Source organism: Actinomycetaceae bacterium MB13-C1-2 (assembly GCA_035621235.1).
GTDB lineage: Bacteria > Actinomycetota > Actinomycetes > Actinomycetales > Actinomycetaceae > Scrofimicrobium.
Window position 1 is genome coordinate 2033393 of the sequence record CP141731.1, and the last position, 20478, is coordinate 2053870.

Annotated in this window: 19 protein-coding genes; all 19 read left to right on the forward strand. The window is 57.1% G+C overall.

What is annotated here, in order from left to right:
* Window positions 1-110: 110 nt before the first annotated feature.
* The 19 genes from U6G28_09055 (at window position 111) to U6G28_09145 (ending at window position 20472) form a co-directional block, all read left to right on the forward strand.
* On the forward strand, window positions 111-950 hold the full coding sequence (locus tag U6G28_09055; GenBank protein WRS29662.1) for an aldo/keto reductase: 840 nt from the start codon (window positions 111-113) through the stop codon (window positions 948-950).
* A 115-nt stretch (window positions 951-1065) separates the two neighbouring features.
* On the forward strand, window positions 1066-3075 hold the full coding sequence (gene thrS, locus U6G28_09060) for a threonine--tRNA ligase (GenBank protein WRS29663.1): 2010 nt from the start codon (window positions 1066-1068) through the stop codon (window positions 3073-3075).
* Window positions 3076-3081: 6 nt separating this feature from the next.
* Window positions 3082-3759 (forward strand): HIT domain-containing protein, encoded by a 678-nt coding sequence (locus U6G28_09065; protein WRS29664.1) that lies wholly within the window; start codon window positions 3082-3084, stop codon window positions 3757-3759.
* The gene (locus U6G28_09070; protein WRS29665.1) at window positions 3760-4434 is read left to right on the forward strand and encodes a CDP-alcohol phosphatidyltransferase family protein; all 675 of its coding nucleotides are present in this window, start codon (window positions 3760-3762) and stop codon (window positions 4432-4434) included.
* Window positions 4431-5348 carry a phosphatidylinositol mannoside acyltransferase gene (locus U6G28_09075; GenBank protein WRS29666.1) on the forward strand — a complete coding sequence of 306 codons (918 nt, stop codon included), beginning with the start codon at window positions 4431-4433 and terminating at the stop codon, window positions 5346-5348. Before U6G28_09070 ends, U6G28_09075 begins: the two co-directional genes overlap by 4 nt.
* Window positions 5348-6520, forward strand: a complete 1173-nt coding sequence (locus tag U6G28_09080) for a glycosyltransferase family 4 protein (GenBank protein ID WRS29667.1) — start codon at window positions 5348-5350, stop codon at window positions 6518-6520. Before U6G28_09075 ends, U6G28_09080 begins: the two co-directional genes overlap by 1 nt.
* Window positions 6517-7104, forward strand: coding sequence for a hypothetical protein (locus U6G28_09085; protein ID WRS29668.1), 588 nt, complete (start codon window positions 6517-6519; stop codon window positions 7102-7104). The genes U6G28_09080 and U6G28_09085 overlap by 4 nt, the downstream gene beginning before the upstream one ends.
* Entirely contained in the window at window positions 7082-8437 is a 1356-nt protein-coding gene (locus U6G28_09090; protein ID WRS29669.1) for a PrsW family intramembrane metalloprotease, read from the forward strand. The genes U6G28_09085 and U6G28_09090 overlap by 23 nt, the downstream gene beginning before the upstream one ends.
* Entirely contained in the window at window positions 8434-9033 is a 600-nt protein-coding gene (locus U6G28_09095) for an NUDIX domain-containing protein (GenBank protein WRS29670.1), read from the forward strand. The genes U6G28_09090 and U6G28_09095 overlap by 4 nt, the downstream gene beginning before the upstream one ends.
* A gap of 12 nt (window positions 9034-9045) precedes the next feature.
* Complete coding sequence (locus U6G28_09100) at window positions 9046-9801, forward strand: YebC/PmpR family DNA-binding transcriptional regulator (GenBank protein ID WRS29671.1); 756 nt, start codon at window positions 9046-9048, stop codon at window positions 9799-9801.
* 200 nt (window positions 9802-10001) lie between these two features.
* Window positions 10002-10637 carry a crossover junction endodeoxyribonuclease RuvC gene (ruvC, locus tag U6G28_09105; GenBank protein WRS29672.1) on the forward strand — a complete coding sequence of 212 codons (636 nt, stop codon included), beginning with the start codon at window positions 10002-10004 and terminating at the stop codon, window positions 10635-10637.
* 68 nt (window positions 10638-10705) lie between these two features.
* Entirely contained in the window at window positions 10706-11320 is a 615-nt protein-coding gene (ruvA, locus tag U6G28_09110; GenBank protein WRS29673.1) for a Holliday junction branch migration protein RuvA, read from the forward strand.
* Between the two features lie 3 nt (window positions 11321-11323).
* Entirely contained in the window at window positions 11324-12388 is a 1065-nt protein-coding gene (ruvB, locus tag U6G28_09115; protein ID WRS29674.1) for a Holliday junction branch migration DNA helicase RuvB, read from the forward strand.
* 84 nt (window positions 12389-12472) lie between these two features.
* Window positions 12473-12928: a preprotein translocase subunit YajC gene (locus tag U6G28_09120; GenBank protein ID WRS29675.1), complete on the forward strand. Its 456-nt coding sequence runs from the start codon at window positions 12473-12475 to the stop codon at window positions 12926-12928.
* A gap of 75 nt (window positions 12929-13003) precedes the next feature.
* Window positions 13004-14884: a protein translocase subunit SecD gene (gene secD, locus U6G28_09125; protein WRS29676.1), complete on the forward strand. Its 1881-nt coding sequence runs from the start codon at window positions 13004-13006 to the stop codon at window positions 14882-14884.
* A complete protein-coding gene (gene secF / locus U6G28_09130) occupies window positions 14877-15971 on the forward strand; it encodes a protein translocase subunit SecF (protein ID WRS29677.1) in 1095 nt (364 codons plus the stop codon). Before secD ends, secF begins: the two co-directional genes overlap by 8 nt.
* Entirely contained in the window at window positions 15968-16537 is a 570-nt protein-coding gene (locus U6G28_09135) for an adenine phosphoribosyltransferase (protein ID WRS29678.1), read from the forward strand. Before secF ends, U6G28_09135 begins: the two co-directional genes overlap by 4 nt.
* Before the next feature lie 87 nt (window positions 16538-16624).
* The gene (locus U6G28_09140; protein WRS29679.1) at window positions 16625-18940 is read left to right on the forward strand and encodes a bifunctional (p)ppGpp synthetase/guanosine-3',5'-bis(diphosphate) 3'-pyrophosphohydrolase; all 2316 of its coding nucleotides are present in this window, start codon (window positions 16625-16627) and stop codon (window positions 18938-18940) included.
* 236 nt (window positions 18941-19176) lie between these two features.
* Window positions 19177-20472: a DUF349 domain-containing protein gene (locus U6G28_09145; GenBank protein WRS31225.1), complete on the forward strand. Its 1296-nt coding sequence runs from the start codon at window positions 19177-19179 to the stop codon at window positions 20470-20472.
* Window positions 20473-20478: the final 6 nt, after the last annotated feature.

The following is a 20478-nucleotide window of genomic DNA, read 5'->3' on the forward strand; positions in this document are numbered from 1 at the left end:
TGTCCATAGCCATAGAAGGGCCGTAATGGCCCGCCTGGGTCGTTACAAACTGGAGCGGCACCACTACTATCGACTGTAAGAACAGAGGTCTTTAGGAAGAGGTTGACTCAGTGAGCAATACAGTCCGAACCGAGCTCCAAGGTGGTGTCGAACTGCCGAAAATTGGTCTGGGAACCTACAGGTTGAACGGGGAAAATGGGGCAGGCGCAATTGATGCTGCGATTAGTGCGGGCTATCGCCTAATCGACTCCGCGTTCAATTACGACAACGAGGGCGCCGTGGGTGAGGCCGTCCGTAATACCGAAGTTCCACGCGAGGACCTGATCATAACCTCGAAACTTCCCGGACGTTATCACGCCTATGACCGGGCCAAAGAAGCCATTGAAGAAAGCCTGTTCCGGCTGGGCCTTGACCAGATTGATCTCTACCTGATTCACTGGCCGCTTCCAAGAGTCGACAAGTACGTCGAAGCATGGAGGGCGCTGGTTGATGCTCAGGAACGTGGCATCATTCGGTGGATCGGGGTGTCGAACTTCCTCCCGGAGCACATCGAACGCCTTGAAAGCGAGACCGGAGTTTTGCCGGCCGTCAACCAGCTTCAACTTCACCCATACTTCCCTGACACAGAAGCAGTAGAGTACAACACCAGTAGGGGAATCATCACTGAAGCATGGTCTCCGCTGGGGCGGGGCAAAGACCTGCTTGACGAGCCAGTGATCATTGAGATCGCCGACAACCACTTTGCGACTCCCGCTCAGGTCGTGTTGGCGTGGCACATGGCCCGCGGCGTCGTCCCGATTCCGAAGTCCTCCAGCCTTGAGCGTCAGATCGCGAACTTCAATGCACAAAGTCTTGAGCTCGCTGCCGATGAGGTAACTGCAATCACCGACCTTGGTGTCAACGGACACAGGGTGCTTGATATCGACCCAGCGACGCACGAGGAGTTCTAGGCCCCTAGGGTAACGGTCTGCACAGCCCCTGAAGTTCGTTCCACTACTGTGCACGACTATCATTGGACCCTGTAGTGCGGCCATTTGGCCGATTCCGAACCTCTTGGGAGACACAGTGGCAACCTTCGTTGCAGTCATCGACGGAAACCAGGTAGAAGTCGAATCTGGTAGCACCGGATTGGATCTATTCGGTAAGGACAGGAACATCGTTGCAATGCGGGTCAACGGTGAGACAAAGGACCTGTTCGTCCCGATCCCTGAGGGAGCTGAAGTCGAGACGGTCACGATTGATTCCGACGAGGGACTTTCTATTCTGCGCCACAGTGCCGCGCACGTCCTCGCCCAGGCGGTTCAGCAACAAAACCCACAGGTGGACCTCGGGATCGGCCCGCCGATCACCGACGGCTTCTACTACGATTTTGGTGTTGACGCTCCTTTTGATCCCGAGGATCTCCGCGCGCTTGAAAAGTCCATGGGCCGGATCGTTAAGGAGAATCAGACCTTTCGCCGTCGCGTTGTTTCGGACAAGGAAGCACGTGAAGAACTGGCCGACCAACCCTACAAGCTGGAGCTTATTGGGCTAAAGGGCGGTTCGAATGACGAGGATGGCTCATCTGTTGAGGTCGGCGCGGGCGAACTAACCATGTATGACAACGTCCGCCGCGGCGGTGAAGTTGCGTGGAAGGACCTGTGTCGCGGTCCCCACGTTCCCTCGACCAAGTATCTGGGCAATGGGTTCGCCCTGACCAGATCCGGCGGAGCGTACTGGCGTGGGAGCGAGAAGAACCCGCAGCTGCAACGCATCTACGGCACGGCTTGGCCCACAAAAGAGGAACTTAGGCAGTATCAGGAACGGATCGCAGAAGCAGAACGTCGTGATCACCGTCGCCTCGGCGCAGAACTTGACCTGTTTAGTTTTCCCGACGAAATCGGATCGGGTTTGCCCGTTTTCCACCCAAAGGGTGCGGCAGTCCGAATGGAGCTAGAGGACTACTCTCGCAAACAGCACGTCGCAGCAGGATACGACTTTGTTTCCACCCCGCACATAACCAAAGGCACTCTTTTTGAGCAGTCCGGCCACCTTGAGTGGTACAAGGACGGCATGTTCCCTCCTCTCCACGTCGATGAGGAAATTGACGAGGAAACGGGGGAGGTACGCAAGGCGGGCTTCGATTACTACCTGAAGCCGATGAACTGCCCCATGCACTCCCTGATCTTTGCCTCGCGGGGGCGAAGCTATCGCGACCTACCGATGAGACTCTTTGAGTTCGGAACGGTCTACAGGTACGAGAAGTCGGGCGTGGTCCACGGTCTTACCAGGGCTCGTGGTTTCACGCAGGATGATGCACACATCTACACCACTCGTTCCCAAATGCGAGCAGAGATACGCGAGGTTTTGGAGTTCGTCCTGAATCTTCTGCGGGACTACGGTCTGAACGATTTCTATCTAGAGTTGTCAACGAAGAACCCCGAGAAATACTTCGGTTCTGATGAGATCTGGGAAGAAGCCACGGACACTTTGCGAGAGGTCGCTGAAGAGACCGGACTTGAACTGGTGGATGACCCGGGCGGTGCGGCTTTCTACGGACCGAAGATCTCAGTTCAGGCGCGTGACGCGCTTGGACGAACCTGGCAGATGTCCACCATCCAACTGGACTTCAACACCCCCGAACGCCTGAACCTGGAGTACACGGAGAGCGATGGGACCCGTCAGCGTCCCGTGATGATTCACCGGGCTCTATTTGGTTCAATCGAGCGCTTTTTCGCGATCCTGCTCGAGCACTACGCCGGGGCTTTCCCACTGTGGTTGGCGCCCGTTCAGGTTCGGCTCATCCCAGTTGCGGATGCCTTTGACCCCTACTGTGATGAAATCGCCGAGAAGCTCAAGAAAGAGGGCCTACGGGTCGAGGTCGACAAATCCGATGATCGGTTTGGCAAGAAGATCCGTAACGCTTCAAAGGACAAGATTCCGGTTGTTCTGATTGCGGGGGGCGAGGACGAGGCAGCGGGTGCGGTTTCGTTCCGACTCCGCGGCGGCGAACAGATCAACGGTGTCCCGGTAGATCAGGCGGTCGAGCGGATTGTCGAGCACGACCGAGCCCACCGCAACGATGATGAGATCTAGATACGAATGACCCGGAATTCTACGGAGAGCGCCAAGACTGAGCCGACTGTCAACGGCAAAGTCAACGTGACGGTGGACAACGAGTTCGATTCCACGGGGAACGGTGGTGTTCTTGAAGTTGAGGACGCCCGGAGTCTGGCGGGTGTTCCGGACGGGTTTCAGCGCCTGTGGACGCCGTATCGGATGGCCTACATCAATGGCGATCACGATCACGGTTCCGATACGAGTCAGTGCCCTTTCTGTGCGGCACCTTCGCAACCTGATGAAGAGGGATTGATAGTTCATCGAGGCAATAACTGCTTTGTGCTGATGAACCTGTTCCCATACAACTCCGGTCATCTTCTTGTTTGTCCATACAGGCATATTGCCGACTACACCGAACTCGCCGATGCCGAGCGAATCGAGATAGGTGAGCTGACAGCTCACGCAATGCGGGTACTGCGTTCAGTTTCTGGACCGGCTGGTTTCAACCTCGGGATGAACCAGGGAGAGGTAGCCGGAGCGGGAATAGCGGCTCACCTCCACCAGCACATTGTCCCTCGATGGGGTGGAGATTCGAACTTCTTCCCGATAATCGCCAGAACCAAGGCGATCCCACAGCTGCTTGAGGAAGCCCGTGGGCTCCTCGCGAATGCGTGGGGGAGCGTCGGGGTGGAAGACGGCCCTCAAGAAGGAAAAAGATAGATGGTTCTGGGAAACCACGGTCGCTCGGTTACGAAGGCGATCTTCACTCCGGTGGCAAGGGGTCTACACCGGATGGGCGTGACGCCAAACATGATCACGTACACTTCGGCGTTGCTCGTCACGGCAATATCGTTCGGATTGATTGCCAGGGGATATCTTTTTGTCGGTGGCGTGTTAGTCGGCCTGGTGCTGTTTGCAGATTCGATCGACGGAATCCTGGCCCGTATGACAGGGCAGTCGTCGAAATATGGAGCATTTCTCGATTCCACGATGGATAGGATCACGGACGGAATCGTCTTCGGGTCGCTCCTCTGGTGGGCGATTGTCGGACTGCCCGACGGTGCTGTTCGGACCGTTTCAATCATCTCCGGAATCGTCTGTATGACCGCGATTGGCGTGGTCCCATACGCCAGGGCTCGCGCGGAGAATTTCGGGGTGATTGCCAAAGTAGGAATCGCGGAACGCACAGATCGCCTAATCATTGCACTCGTCGGAGCCGGTTTCACTGATTTGGGTGTGCCACTGTGGCTCTACGCCGTTGGTCTGACCTGGGTCGCATTCGCTTCGAGTGTGACGGTAGTTCAGCGCATGGTGGTAACCCACAGGGAACTCAAGGATGGGCTCGTGGAGGAGAACGACGGGTCGACCGGAGGACAGGAGCCAGCAACCTCGTGATTGCCGCCGTCTATAGGATCGCCTGGAAGGTTCTGCCGAAGCTTCCACAGGGACTGGTGATCTGGTTTGCCCATCTCGTAGCGGATATTGTCTACCTTCTGGGTGGCTCCTCTGTTCAGCAAATGCGGAAAAACTACGAGCGGCTCAGCGGGCGAAAGATATCGAAAAAAGAACTGCGCGAGGGAGTGCGTTCGTACTTTCGTTGCTTTGCGCAAATGTTTACCCTCTCGGGGTGGAACACCGCCGAGATTGCAAATGGATGCGTTTGGCCGGACGGAGCCCGAGATGCCGAATGGCTTGAAGACGGCCCACTTGTCTTGGCGCTAACCCACTCCGGCAACTGGGATCTTGCCGGTGCATGGTTCTGCCAGACCCACGGCAAGATCGTCACTGTGGCAGAGAAACTGAACCCCGAAGACCTCTTTGAGCAGTTCGTCGAGTTTCGAGAGTCCCTTGGGATGGAGATAATCGGGGTGGGTCCCGGCGATCACGTCTTCGCCGAATTGGTTGAGAAGACACGAGGTCGCCCCGTCCTGGTTCCGCTTCTGGCTGATCGCGACATTTCGGGATCTGGGATTGAGGTTCGCCTCGGAGGCTCCAAGGCGCTGGTGGCGGCCGGGCCAGCGGCGCTTGCTCTCAAGCTCGGACGGCCTTTGATTGCCGGGCACATTTCGTATGTCTACGACCGGGGAAGATGGAACATCAGAGCGCACTTTTCCGACCCTGTGAAGATGCCCGAGTTGCGCGAGGGTGAGACCGAAACGGAAGCACTCACTCGAGCCTGGGTGGACGAGATTTCCCCTGTAATGATCGATCACATGGTTGACTGGCACATGATGCAGAAGGTCTTCGTTGACGACCTTGATCCCGAGCGGCTTGCACGCGCTCGCCAGCGGGCACAGGAGGCGGAGTAATGCGAGTTGGAATCGTTTGTCCCTACTCATTTGATGCGCCGGGTGGAGTGCAGTTTCACGTTAGAGACCTTGCCGAAGAACTGATTCGCAGAGGTCACTACGTCCGTGTGCTCGCCCCCTCGCAGAACGAGGACCTTCCCCCCTGGCTTGACTCGGTGGGTTCGTCCTTTGCGGTTCGGTTCAACGGCTCGGTGGCGCGCCTTGCATTCGGACCCAAGGTCGACCGAAAGACGCGAAAATGGCTTGAGAAGAATGACTTCGATGTTCTCCACATACACGAACCGGGAACCCTATCGGTCGGTCTTATCGCGCTTATGCGGGCACGGGTTCCGGTCGTGGCGACGTTTCATTCGGCAATGAATCACTCTAGACTTCGCGGAATGACGGCCGGGCTGGTAGCGCCGTCGCTAGAGAAGATCGCCGCCCGCGTAGCCGTTTCTGAAGAGGCAAAACGAACTCTTGTTGAACATCATTCCGGCGATGCGATTATCGTGCCGAATGGCGTATTTACCAGGCAGTTCTCGTCAGCGGTTCCAAGGCCGGAATGGGAGGCCACTTCGGACCGTCCGGTTATCGTCTTCCTTGGTCGTCTTGACGAACCGCGTAAAGGACTGCCGGTCTTTGCCGGCGCAATAGAGGACGTCCTACGGGAGCATCCCGGCACGCGGTTCCTGGTGGCGGGTCGCGGCGAAGCGGATTCGCTGCATGAACTCATTGAAAAACACCCCGATTCAGTTCAGCTTCTTGGGGAGATCACAGACGAGGACAAGGCTTCGCTTCTTTCAGGTGCCACCGCATACGTGGCACCACAGACCGGCGGGGAGTCATTTGGGATTGTCTTAGTCGAGGCAATGGCGGCTAAGACTCTGGTGATCGCGTCCGATATTGCCGCGTTCGAGGCAGTACTGGACCAGGGACGCGCCGGGGACCTATTCCCGGTTGGCGATTCAACGGCCCTTGCCAAAACGATCAGTGCCGCTATCGCAGATCCGACCAGGACTGAAAGGTTGGCGAACCTGGGAGCCGAGAGAGCCCAGATCTACGACTGGCAGACAGTGACAGATCGATTGCTTGCGATTTATGACGCAGTTCTTCCCTGGGGTCCGAGGCCATCGACGGGTACGGCCTACGAGAACCTGCATGAGCGCTTCGCATCTGGAGGAGGCAGATGAACTGGCAGTTATGGCTCTTGGTAGTCCTCGGAATCCTGGCCATTATCACGCTAGGACTCTTGAGCCTTCGAATGGCCAAGAGAATTGACAGGCTCCACCGTCGGGTCGAGTCGAACCGAGTTAACCTAAATCGCCAACTGATTAAGCGGGCGGCAGAGACCATGAGGACCGCTGATCTGGTGCAGGTTCCATCTGATCGCGCCACCGAGATGCGGCGGGCAGCAACGGACGAAATTAGCCTGGCAGGGGTCCCTTTGGTCATCAAAGGACTCGGATCTGACGAAAGTAATGAGCCTGCAACCCTCGCCCGACTACGGGCCGAGTCTGATCTTAGTGAAGTGCTCCGCGTGTGCATGACCGAGGATCTGTGCGCCGAAATGAAGACAGACCCGGTCTCTGGAGCTCAGCTAGAGGCTTTGATAGAGGCGTGTAATCGAGCGGAACTGATTCGAACCCTTCACAACCAGGATGTCTCCCTAACTCTGGCGCTCCGCGACCGTAGGCTACCGAAGGCGTTGCACCTGGCTGGAAGTGCCGAACTGCCGCATCCGGTGGAACTGGATGATCGGGTTTTCGGTGACTGAGCAGGCTTGGAGCGAACGACCTAAGGACGACGAACAGGCATTTTCCTCTCCGTGGGAGCGATATCGGCTGTCTTCCCAGCGTCCCGAGATGGAGCGTGAGGGCTGGACCATGGCGGGTCCGTTTGCGGGGCAATCTTCTGAGAGCCCCGTTGCAGATGGGCCAGCGGCAGGGCAGAACAAGGGGAGAGCGTCTCTGCGGAACTGGTGGCGCGGAGCCAGCAAGGGTGAGCTTGCCATAGTCTTGCTTTCGGCCCTGGGCATCGCTACATCAATGTATCTGTTCGTCTCGCAGCGTGACATCGGCTCGGTCGGGCTGTTCGCCCTCATCTCGACAGTGCCCCTGTTGCTCGTCCTTACTGTGCTGATCAGGGCCGATCGGTTTGCTCCGATTGAAGCCAGATACGTTGTGCTTGCGGCCCTTTGGGGGGCGGGAATCGCAACGGTGATTGCAAGCGTAATTAACTCAGCGCTTCTCGCCGACTTCATTGCGACATTGGGTGACATGAGTAGAGCCGAGACGATAGCCGCTACGGTTGTGGCTCCACTTTCGGAAGAGCTACTAAAGGGCGGGGGAGTAATACTCGTTCTGCTAATTTGCCGTAACCGAATAGTCTCCGCCACAAATGGACTGGTAATTGCGGGTACCGCTGGAGCGGCTTTCGCCTTTGTTGAGAACATCCAGTATTTTCTGCAGGCACAAACTGACAGTAGCGCAGTTCTTGGAGCGACCATTGTCGGTCGGCTGGTCCTGAGTCCCTTCATACATCCGATGGCTACTTCGTTCATTGGATTTTTCTTTGCCTCGGCAATCCTGAAGGGGACCGGTGCATGGTCGTGGTTCTGGCGCATCGCTGTTGGTTTCGCATTGGCGATGTTGACTCATGCACTGTGGAACGGATTGGCTTCTGTAGGAAGTTCAACCTGGCTCTTGTTCTATGTGCTAATTGAAGTACCACTGTTTGTCGGATGGCTTGTTTGGGTCTCAACACAGGGGAACAGACAGATGCGACAGATTCGTTCCGGCCTTTCCTCCTACGTGGCAACGGGCTGGATCAGCCCCGCGGAGGAGAAGATGGTCACCGATGCCCAGGCACGAAAGTATGCTCGCAGGTGGGCTCGAAAAGTAGGCAGACCAGCCAAGGTCGCCATGCGGAAGTATCTCCAAACGGCCGGTCGTCTTGGTCTTGACCAATCAAACATGGAGCAAGCTGGACCTGATCCAAAGCGAGTGGACAACGCCCGCGAATCGCTCTTAGCACTGGCTGAGTATCGGGAGACGTATCTGCATTTGGGCGAAATATACGCGGCAAGTTCGACGGGAGGAAGACCGTGACCGATCTAGGACCAGAGTGGGTGCTTGACTCGGACGGAGTCCCAAGCCGCGACGCCGCGCGACTGATTATTTTCGACGCTGATGGGCGCGTACTGCTGATCCGAGGCCACGACACCCACGATCTTGATCACAGGTGGTGGTTCACTGTTGGTGGAGGTCTTGATCGGACCGAATCGCAACTCGAAGGAGCACTTCGGGAGGCTCGCGAAGAGACAGGACTCAATATCGGGTCCATCGCACGAACTATCGATGGACCGGTAATGCACCGAAAGGCGGTCTTCCGTTTTAGAAACGTCGTGGCCCGCCAAGATGAGGTCTTTTATATTGCGTTCCTGCGTTCTTCGGCTCCGAGACTAACGGACGGTGGTCTGACAGAACTAGAGAATCAGACCCTCGACGAGTTCAGATGGTTCACCCCGGAAGAGCTTCTGGAGCTATCAGAAAAGGAGACCGTCTACCCGCTCTCACTGCCGCAGTTGGTACAGCGATGGGCAACTGGGTGGGACGGCGAGTTCGTTGAGCTTGGTGACGAACAGGACGGGGGCCTGGGGGCCGTCACCCAGAGCCGTGTAGAATCAATGGCCGAGCAATCGTGAGGGAGAGGAACCATGTCAGGTCACTCTAAGTGGGCAACAACAAAGCACAAGAAGGCCGCCATCGACGCTAAGCGAGGCAAGCTATTCGCACGTCTCGTTAAGAACATCGAGGTGGCCGCACGCACCGGGGGTGGAGACCCCGACGCGAACCCCACTCTCTACGATGCGATCCAGAAGGCGAAGAAGAATTCGGTTCCGGCGGACAACATCGACCGTGCCGTAAAGCGCGGCTCTGGCGCTGAGGCCGGGGGAGCCGACTACCAGTCGATCATGTATGAGGGATACGCTCCAGGCGGGGTCGCTGTCCTCATCGAATGTCTTACCGACAACAAGAATCGGGCGGCTTCAGATGTTCGCCTTGCGCTGACTCGGAGCGGCGGTTCGCTGGCTAGTCCCGGCTCTGTCTCGTACCTGTTCTCTCGGCAGGGCATCATCGAGGTTCCGGCGGAGGGAACGGATGAAGACTCGATCTTCGAAGCGGTCCTTGATGCCGGTGCCGAAGAGGTCGAACAGAGCGGAGACGTATTTACCATCACCTGCGCCCCTACTGATCTGACGGCGGTGCGTGAGGCACTCCAGGCGGCTGGCATCGACTACAACTCGTCAGAAGCCGAATTTGTCGCATCAACAGAATCCGTCGTTGATATCGACGGCGCAAGGAAAGTAATTCGGCTGATCGATGCGCTCGAGGACTCCGACGATGTTCAAAACGTTTTCACCAACATGTCGGTGCCTGACGAGGTAATGGCCGAACTTGAAGAAGACTAGTGCCCCATACCGCAAACTTGTCCCCTAGATCGCGTGACGAGGCCGAGCATCACAAGGTAGGCGGACGAAGGCTCATCGGGGCAGGTCGAACGAGGGTGCTACCGAGAGGTGTTGGCTCGGCGCGTGAGATAGGGAGCGGGTTTGCGGCGTGGAACACTAGCAGAAAGCTATCTGTTCTATGACGAGTTGAGGAGGCCGGGTTGCGGGTACTCGGAGTTGACCCTGGGCTCACTCGTTGTGGTCTCGGTATTGTCGATGTCGATGAAGCTAGACGCGCGAACCTCGTTGATGTCTCCGTAACGCGCACCCGCCAGTCGATGGCGACACACTTTCGCCTGCGGGACGTCGCGGATGCCGTGAGTGAAAAGATGACCGAGTTCGGGCCCGAGGTTGTTGCGATTGAACGGGTTTTTACACAGGACAACCTTCAGTCAGTGACAACAACAATGCAGGTCATGGGTGCCGTAATGACCGAGGTTGGAAGACGCGGACTGCCGATGGCTGTTTATACCCCTTCCGAGGTAAAGGCCGCCGTCACCGGCTCAGGAAGGGCAGACAAGGCTCAGGTGCAACACATGGTCGCGCGAATTCTGCGACTCGAGAAGCCACCAAAGCCTGCCGATGCGGCCGATGCACTCGCGATTGCGATTTGTCACGCCTGGCGCGGCACAGGATTGCTAGGAGCAGGAAGCGACAGCGCCGTGGAGGTATCCCTTTCGGGAAAGGTCAGCGCTACCGGCTCACTAACTCCAGCGCAGAGAATCTGGGTTGAAGCGCAGGCAAATCAGCGCCGTAGCGGCGCTGTCGACCCGCGTCGTCACCGCAATCCTAGGTAGGTACAAGGCATGCTCCGCAAGATGTCGGTTACCCCTGGTATCGTACAGTTGTTCGATTGGGGGCCGTGATGATCTCATTCATAGAGGGACCGGTGATAAGCGCCGGAATCGATCACCTGGTGCTTAAGGTCGGAGGAATTGGACTGCGAGTTGAGGTTCCCGCGTCCATGATCTCCGGGCTAGGGGCGGCGGTTTCGGCTGGTTCTGTTCTTGAAGTACACACCTCGTTAATCGTGCGCGAGGACTCACTGACGCTGTTCGGATTCGAGTCAGCGGGGGAGCGCGACGTGTTTGACGTGCTACTCACGGTGAGCGGGATCGGACCTCGGCTCGCTCTGGCAGCGATAAATGAACTTGGAGCGGATGGGCTACGGATCGCCGTCGCCAATGCGGATCTAACTGCACTGGCCCGAATTCCCGGCGTTGGAAAGAAGACCGCGCAGCGCATGACGCTTGAAATCGGGGACAAGCTTGGCTCGGTGTCAGTCGCCGAAAGCACACAGTCGGCCTCGCATCACGACTCTGGAATGCGTGAGTCCGTTGAAGCGGGACTGGAGCAACTTGGCTATCCTCGTGCGGTTGCTCAGCGTGCTGTGGACGCCCTCGAAGGGGAATACTCCGACATCGGCTCGATGATTCGGGATGCTTTGGCAGTCGCCCGTGATGGAAGGCTGGGTGGCTAGAAAGTGGAACCTACTGTGGACCCGTTTGAGGATCAAGGTGACTACGAAGTTTTTGAGTCGCGTGTTGTTGCGCCGGATGCTTCAGAGATTGAACGCGCTGCGGAGGCGGCTCTAAGGCCAAGGACTCTGGGTGAGTTTATCGGCCAACCCGCCGTCAGACGTCAGCTTGCAGTCGTTCTTGACGCGGCGCGGGGCAGAGACGAACCGGCCGATCATGTGCTACTCGTCGGGCCACCGGGCCTCGGTAAGACGACGCTAGCAATGATTATTGCCGCAGAAATGGGAGCGTCGCTGCGTCTGACATCGGGTCCGGCCATTCAACACGCGGGCGATCTTGCTTCGATACTCTCCTCGCTTCAGCCCGGAGATATCTTGTTTATTGACGAGATCCATCGCTTGGCGCGAACCGCTGAGGAAATGCTGTACCTGGCGATGGAGGACTTTCGGGTAGACATCATTGTTGGCAAAGGACCGGGGGCCACTTCTATCCCGCTCACTTTGCCAAGGTTCACTGTGATTGGTGCGACTACGCGATCCGGCCTACTTCCAGCACCGCTTCGCGACCGGTTTGGATTCACGGCGCACCTAGAGTTTTACTCTGATGAGGATCTAGCGCGGGTCGTTCGACGTTCTGGAAAGTTGCTCAACGCCGGACTCGACCCGAGCGCCGCAGATGAGATTGCCGGGCGATCTCGGGGGACGCCGCGCATCGCAAATCGCTTGCTACGCCGGGTTGTTGACTACTCCCAGGTTCAAGGGGAGTCCTCGGTCTCGCTTCGTAGCGCGCGAGAGGCGCTCAGTCTGTTCCAGGTTGATGGTCTGGGCCTTGATCGCCTCGATCGCGCGGTGCTAGAAGTGATTTGCGGCAACTTTGCAGGCGGCCCGGTCGGGCTAACGACGCTGTCGCACACCGTTGGCGAAGAAGCGGAGACTCTAGAGACGGTTTCGGAACCGTACCTGGTTCGGCAGGGGTTCCTAATGCGCACGCCGAAGGGCCGAGTCGCTACAGTAAAGGCTTGGAAGCACCTCGGAATGGAGCCGCCTGTGGGCGACACTCTGTTCAGCTAGTTAATCGCGCGTTCAATTATTGTGGCGTGATGGCCTAGACTTCTCAGGGCGCAGACTCTGCAAAATCGGCGATAGGACGTAATAGTGGGTATTGAATTCATCATCATGCTTGTGCTGCTTATGGGCGGCCTATTCCTGATGAACTCTTTCGCAAAAAGATCTCAGCAGAAGCAGAAGGCTGAGCGCGAAAAGATGATGAATGAGGCGATGGTTGCTGGGGCATGGGTTCAGACCTTCTCTGGTTTCTTTGGTCGATTCATTGACGTTGACGGAGACGTCGTCATCCTTGAAACACCGAGCGGTGAAGAGACCTACTGGTTGCAGGCCGCCATCAAGGGAGTTATTGATCCTCCGTTTGAGGCAGTGCTCGATGAAGAACTCGCTGCAAATGAGGTGACTTCATCCGCCGATGACGCTGGGATCGAGCAGAGTGTTGCCACCGACGAAGCACCGTCCGACACCGCCGACATCGACGCGGCGTTTCTTGAGCTGACCCAGGACGATGGGTCCGAGGACAGCGAGGAAAAGACGGAGAAGTAGTCGCCCGCCACCGGACGGACGAACGCCCTAGGGCAACTAACACAGGAATTATTTAAGAATCGGGCTGTACCAAACTTGGCTAGTAAGACTCGTAAACCAGGCAGAACGCTCACCACTCTCGCAGTACTGTTCGTGCTCGGAGTGCTTGCACTGACCCTAGGTCATTTCACGCAGGGTGCCACATTCACCCCCAAACTCGCTGCCGACCTCGAAGGCGGCACTCAGTTGATCCTGACTCCCCGTTTACAGGAGGGAGCCACGGACCGCGAGGTCTCCCAGGACGACATGAACGAAGCCATCAGGATCATCCGCCAACGTGTGGACGCCTCGGGTGTCTCCGAAGCGGAGATCACCACTTTGGGGACCGACAACATCGTTGTGACGATTCCCGGTGAGGCAGACGAGAACATCCTTGAGCTGGTTCGTTCATCTGCCCTAATGCGATTCAGATCGATTATTGTCACCAGTAACAGTCCAGCCCCCTATGACCCGGTCGCTGCGGCGCAGGCAATGCAGAGTGGTGATGATGCCCAGAGTGCGGACCTCGATCCCGACGCGATAATGGAAGCGGCCGTGGCTGAGCTTGTTGCACTCGGCGACGGGCAGGAACAAGACAACCACTCCTCGTATGCATGGATCACCCCCGAGGTCGCGCGTGATTTCCTGCTTTTGGACTGCACGGATCCCGAGTCCATGACTCAGGATGAGGTGGACGATCCGACTGCACCGTACGCCGCATGCAATGTCAACGGTGCCTCAAAATACATTCTCGGTCCGGTCGATGTTGAAGGAACAAACCTGACTAGCGCTTCTGCGGGAGCCGAGACAACATCGACGGGTCAACCGACCGGTAAGTACGCGGTGAATCTTCAGTTTGACTCAGAGGGCGGAGAGCAGTTCGCGGAGACTTCCAAACGCCTCTACGAGTTCAAGACAACTGATCCGGCAAGAAGTAGCTTTGCCACCGTGCTTGACGGGAACGTTATCGTTGCCGCGACCATGAACGCCGTAATCGTTGATGGGCAGGCACAGATCACCGGCAACTACACGGCCGCCGAGGCCCAGTCTGTTGCGAACTCCCTCAAGTTTGGTTCTCTTCCGCTGAACTTTGAAGTCCAATCTGAGCAACAGATTTCGGCCACGCTTGGCTCAAGCCACCTTGAGAAGGGTCTTTGGGCTGGCGTTATCGGCCTCGGCCTGGTCGTTCTGTTCATGATCTGGCAGTACCGGGGCCTAGCGGTTCTTTCTGCCGGATCACTTGTTGTGGCGGCTGCGATTGTCTATCTGCTGATAACGGTTCTGTCCTGGACCATGGGGTATCGGCTTTCCCTGCCGGGTGTTGCAGGTCTGATTGTGGCGATTGGTTTTACCGCGGATTCTTTCATCGTCTACTTCGAGAGAATCAGAGATGAGATTCGCGAGGGAAGACCGCTACAGGCGGCTGTAGAAGAAGGTTGGGATCGTGCAAAACGAACCATCCTGATCTCGGACACGGTTAACCTTGTCGCGGCGGCCGTCCTTTATCTACTGGCCGTCGGCGGGGTCCAAGGATTCGCATTCACGCTCGGACTCACAACCGTGGTTGACCTGCTGGTTGTCTTTATGTTCACTCACCCGATGATGGAGTTGCTGATTCGTACCAGATTCTTTGGTAGCGGACACAAGCTCTCGGGTCTGGACCCGGAGCACCTAGGTGCCTCCTCCGGCTTCGTGTACACAGGCCGAGGCGGAGTCAAACTTGTTGATAACAAGAAGACTAAGTCAGATTCTAAGAAGTCGGTGCCGTCATCGCAGACGAGACAAGAGCCTGTGGCAGTTGGAGTCGTAGTCAGTGACGGCGAGCAACTTTCGCTTGCTGAGCGACGGCGTCTGGCTCGGCTGGCAGCAGAAATAGAAGTGGCTCCTTCGGATGTCGCTGATGAGGGTACCGAGGAAGCGGAGGCGACCCGTGGCTAGTTTCGCGCAGTGGGGTAATCAGCTTTACGCTGGAAAGCGTTCTTACAACATCATTGGCAAGGCATGGACCTGGCTGGGAATCAGCATTGCTCTGATGGTGCTGTCGATCGTTCTTTTGTTCGCCCGGGGGATTAACCCGTCGATTGAGTTTGCAGGCGGGACACAGTTCATTATTTCTGGAACCCAGGTCTCTAACCAACAGACGGCTTACGACGTGCTCGGCGCTGACGGGATCACGGAAAATGTGCGAGTCTCACAACTTGGTTCCGATTCTATTAGGGTCCAAACCAGAACTCTCGACACCAACACGACCACCCAAGTTCGTACTGATTTAGCCGAGGCTTATGAGGTTTCACCGGAGCAGGTAGATACCAACTCAGTCGGCGCGTCATGGGGACAGGACGTGACTCGGAAGGCGATGCAGTCGATTCTGATCTTCGTTGTGCTAGTCATGATTATCATGGCGGCATACTTCCGATCATGGTCTGTCAGTATTGCCGGTCTTGTCGGGTTGGCCAACGATCTCTTGGTAACCGTGGGGTTTTTTGCACTAACCCAGGTGGAGGTGTCCCCAGCGACCGTAATCGGTCTGTTAACAATTCTTGGCTACTCCCTGTATGACAAGGTCGTGGTCTTTGACAAGATCAGAGAGACCACTTCCGGATTCCAGGACCAAAACAAGTACGTCTACAACCAGCTAGTAAACCTGGGAGTAAACCAGTCCCTGGTTCGATCAATAAATACCTCGGTCGTGGCGCTACTACCGGTCGGATCGATTTTGTTCATCGGCTCGTTGCTTTTGGGGGCGGGAACGCTTACCGACATTTCACTCGCTCTTTTTGTTGGCATGCTGGCTGCGGCCCTGTCATCAATCTTTATTGCGCCCTCGGCGCTCGCATTGATCGAGAGCCGACGCGGACGGACCGCCACGAAGAACCAGAAGATTATTGAAGCGCGAGCGGGAGCAAACCAAAAGTCCTCGCACACCGATTCGGCTGAGGAAGCGGTCGTCGTCGCAGTGGCAAGTAAGACCCCGGGACACCACCTGGGGCAGAAGGCGCAACCCAAACGGAAGAAGTCGAAATGAGCATCCAAGACGCAGCCGTCCAGTCCCACACCGGAGATCTGGCGAGACTCGTTGAAGAAAACATCGACCTGATCCCGAACTTCCCCACGGAAGGGGTGCTCTTTAGGGATATCACGCCGCTACTTGCGAACGGTCCCGCATTTGAAGCACTGACGTCGGGAATGGCTGATCTTTACGCCGGGAAAATCGATTACGTCGTTGGATTGGAATCGCGCGGCTTTATTCTGGCGGCTCCAATGGCAACACACCTGGGGATCGGGCTACTTACGGCTCGGAAGAAAGGCAAGCTTCCAGGGCCTGTCATCTCCGTTGATTACACACTTGAGTACGGGAGTGCGTCGCTGGAGATCAGGCCCGAGACAGTGCCCGCAGGGGCCAGGGTGTTGATCGTAGACGATGTGTTGGCAACGGGAGGTACGGCTTCCGCAGCGGTTGAGTTACTGCAGCGGTGCGGTGCCGAAGTAGTCGGTCTGCTAGTGCTGCTCGAGCTCACGGAACTCGGCGGACGAAAGAAACTCGAAGATGTCGCGATCGGGACAATCGTGGCGGTGGACGAGAATTACTAGCCGATGCTGCATCGCGCGGTGTCAAGCGATGCTTTCACTTTTCTCGGTTCGAAGCGGTCGGTTTGACGTTAGAACTATCATTTAGGAATGACTGAACCACAGGTACCCGAGCCCCCAAAGACCGGATCATCCGGCTCCTTTGTTCGCTCTGGCCTGTCCTGGTTCGGGTCCAGGGGCCGCACAGCGATTCCCGAAATTGAACCGCTGATTCGAGCCGTCAAGGCTCATCATCCGCGGGCCGATGTCGGAGTAATTGAAGACGCCTACAAGACGGCGGAACAGTGGCACCGGGGCCAAACTCGCAAGTCGGGTGAGCCGTACATTACTCACCCTGTGGCGGTAGCGACGATCCTAGCCGAGATCGGCATGACCCCTCCCACCCTGGTCGCCGCGCTACTCCACGACACGGTAGAAGACACCGACTACACGGTTGAGCAGCTAACGACCGACTTTGGTTCCGAGATCGCACACCTGGTCGACGGAGTCACGAAACTGGACAAGATTCGCTATGGCCAGGCCGCACAGTCGGAGACTCTGCGAAAAATGATCGTGGCGATGAGCAAGGACATCCGGGTACTGCTCATTAAGCTCGGGGACCGGCTCCACAATGCGCGCACCTGGCGATACGTCGCCCCGGAGTCCGCGAAGAGCAAAGCGCGTGAAACGCTGGAAATCTACGCCCCGCTGGCGCACCGACTCGGGATGAACACCATCAAGTGGGAACTTGAGGAACTGTCGTTCAAGACGCTCTACCCGGACGTGTACGAGGAAATCGATAAGCTCGTTGCAGAGCGCGCTCCAAAGCGTGACAAGTACCTGTCCGATGCCATTGCAATGATTGAGGATGATCTTCGAGACTCCAAGGTCAAGGGCGTGGTTAGCGGTCGCCCGAAGCACCACTACTCGATCTATCAGAAGATGATCGTCCGTGGGAAACACTTTGACGAGATCTACGATCTGATTGCTGTACGTGTTTTGGTAGAAACCGTAAAGGATTGTTATTCGGTTCTTGGGGCAATTCACGCTAGGTGGAATCCGATCCCAGGTCGCTTCAAAGACTACATCGCCATGCCGAAGTTCAATCTTTATCAGTCGTTGCACACGACGGTAGTTGGCCCGGGGGGTAGGCCAATTGAGGTTCAAATCAGAACCTTCGAGATGCATGAGCGCGCGGAGTACGGCGTAGCAGCACACTGGCGCTATAAGCAAAATCCCGGTCAGGCAGGTCCCGACGCGGACAAGATGTCGCCCAAAGAGCAGATGAACTGGCTTCGGATGCTGGTCGACATGGAGAAAGAGACCGGTGATCCAGAAGAGTTCCTAGACTCCCTGCGATTTGAAATAGCGGGCGATGAGGTCTACGTATTCACGCCACGTGGTCAGGTGATTGCACTTCCTCCTAAGTCCACGCCTATCGATTTCGCATACGCGGTCCACACCGAGGTGGGGCACAAGACGGTGGGGGCAAGAGTGAATGGGCGTCTGGTGTCTTTGAACACCGTGCTCGAGTCAGGCGATACGGTTGAAGCAATTACCTCGTCCTCTGATAAGGTCGGCCCCTCGCGCGACTGGCTGGAGTTCGCTGCGTCCTCCAGGGCACGCTCGAAGATAAAGTCCTGGTTCACGCGCGAGCGACGCGAAGAGCACATCGATCTTGGCAAATCCCACATTGCCAAAACAATGCGGAAGCAGAACCTTCCGCTACAGCGGCTGATGACCCATCAAGCTTTGACAGCAGTGGCGACCGAACTCGGCTATCAGGACGTGTCCGCTCTCTATGCGGCCGTCGGAGAGAACCACATCTCGGCGCAGAACGTGGTTGGCAAGCTGGTAGAGAATCTTGGCGGCGAAGACGGGGTTGAGGAGACCCTGGCCGAGGGAGTACAACCCGGACGTGGTATTACGCACGGTGGTGGTTCCGGCGCGGAAGTTGCCGTCAACGTTGAAGGGATGAGCTCGAACGAGGTATGGGTCAAGCTAGCTCGATGCTGCACCCCGGTACCCGGTGACGACATCGTTGGATTCATTACCAGAGGCCAGGGAGTCTCAGTGCACCGAGTGGACTGCATCAACGCCGTACGTCTACAAGAGGAGCACCCAGAACGGTTCGTTGATGTCTCGTGGGCTGGCGATCAGACGAGCGGCCAGTATCTGGTAGAGATTGAGATCAAAGCACTCAATCGTGCCGGCCTGTTGAACGACCTCTCCAAGGTTCTTGCGGAGCACCGCGTCGACATCGTTTCCGGATCAATGATGACAACGGGAGATCAGTTAGCGTCCGCGCGATTTACCTTTGGGCTTCCGGGAGTGACCTACCTAGATACCGTCCTGAACTCGCTCCGCAGGGTCGACGGAGTCTTTGAAGCCTCCCGGCGGATGGGCTCAAAGACCGGCTCCCAGTAGTCCGGGATAACAGTGGCGGTTAATCGCGCTAGGATGGGCGGTGCATACGTTGCCGCGCCGCCTCATGCCAAGTGAGGCCCATGGCCTTCGGGCCCAAATCCGTTAGGACAGCCGTGACCCAAAACGTCAGCCCTGAATCTGAGCAGAGTACTCCGAATCCGGTGGAACTTCCGCCCGCCGACATCGCCGTGGTGGAGGAGGTGAGCGTCGTCCCTCCGAATGAGTCGGAGACTCACGTGGCGAGTGCAGAAGTTGCCGCGGTTCCCGAAGCGCATCCGAGCGTGGCTGAGGGAGCGGTACTGGAGATCCCATTTGGTCGCATTGATGAGCAGGGCCGAGTCTGGGTAAAGGACGGGGAGGAAGAACGGGAGGTCGGGCAGTACCCTGACGAGATTCCCGCAGACTCCTTCGCACTTTACACCCGGCGCTACCTGGACCTTGAAGCGACGATAAACCTGTTTGAGGCGCGACTGGCAACGCTACCTACGAAAGACATTGAGTCAACACTAAAGACGCTCAATGAACAACTTGTTGCTCCAAATGTAGTCGGCGATATCCCACTGTTGCGGGCGCGCATGGTGGATCTTGAAAAACGATCCGAAGAGCGCCGCGAGCAGTTGAAAGAGGAGCGTAAACAGCAGCGCGAGCAGGCGTTGGCAGACCGCACCGCAATTGTCGAGGCGGCGGAGGCCATCGCGGCGCAACCCTCCGAAAAGATCCAGTGGAAACAGTCGGGAGCAAAGCTACGTGAGCTTCTGGATGAGTGGAAGGACCAACAGCGCGGTGGTCCCAGGCTAGACAAGGCCACCGAGGACAGCCTCTGGAAGCGCTTTTCTTCCGCTCGAACCACCTTCGATCGTGGCAGGCGACAGTACTTCTCAGCCCTGGATCAAAAACAGAAGGAAGCCAAGGTAACCAAGGAGCGCTTGATTGCGGAGGCAGTCGCTCTGCAGAATTCCGATGACTGGAGGGGCACGAGTTCGGCATATCGGAACCTAATGGACCAGTGGAAACAGGCCGGCCGAGCCTCTCGCAAGGAGGATGACGAGCTCTGGTCCAGATTCCGCGCAGCCCAACAGGTCTTTTTTGACTCTCGTCGCGAGCACGATCGCCAGACGAACGAGGAGTTTGCGGAGAACCTCGCACAGAAGGAAGCTCTTGCTGGGGAAGCCGAGGCGCTCTTGCCAATCACTGATCTTGAGGACGCGAAGCGTAAGCTCCGCTCGATCCAAGATCGCTGGGAGGAGATCGGCCGAGTGGGCTCCCGTGACTCCGGACGCATTGAAGGGCGCCTCAAGGCGGTCGAACGTGAACTGCGCGAGGCAGAAAGTCGAGAGTGGCGACGATCGGATCCCGAGACAAAGGCACGAGCCGAAGGCATGCTGAGTCAACTCGAGGACTCCATAAACGAGCTTAAGGAAGATCTGGCAGCCGCCGAAAAATCCGGCGACAAGAAGCGCGCCAAGGAAGTATCCGATGCGCTTGCCACAAAGCAGATGTGGTTTGACCAGATTTCTTCAAGCGCGCGCTAGGGAGTG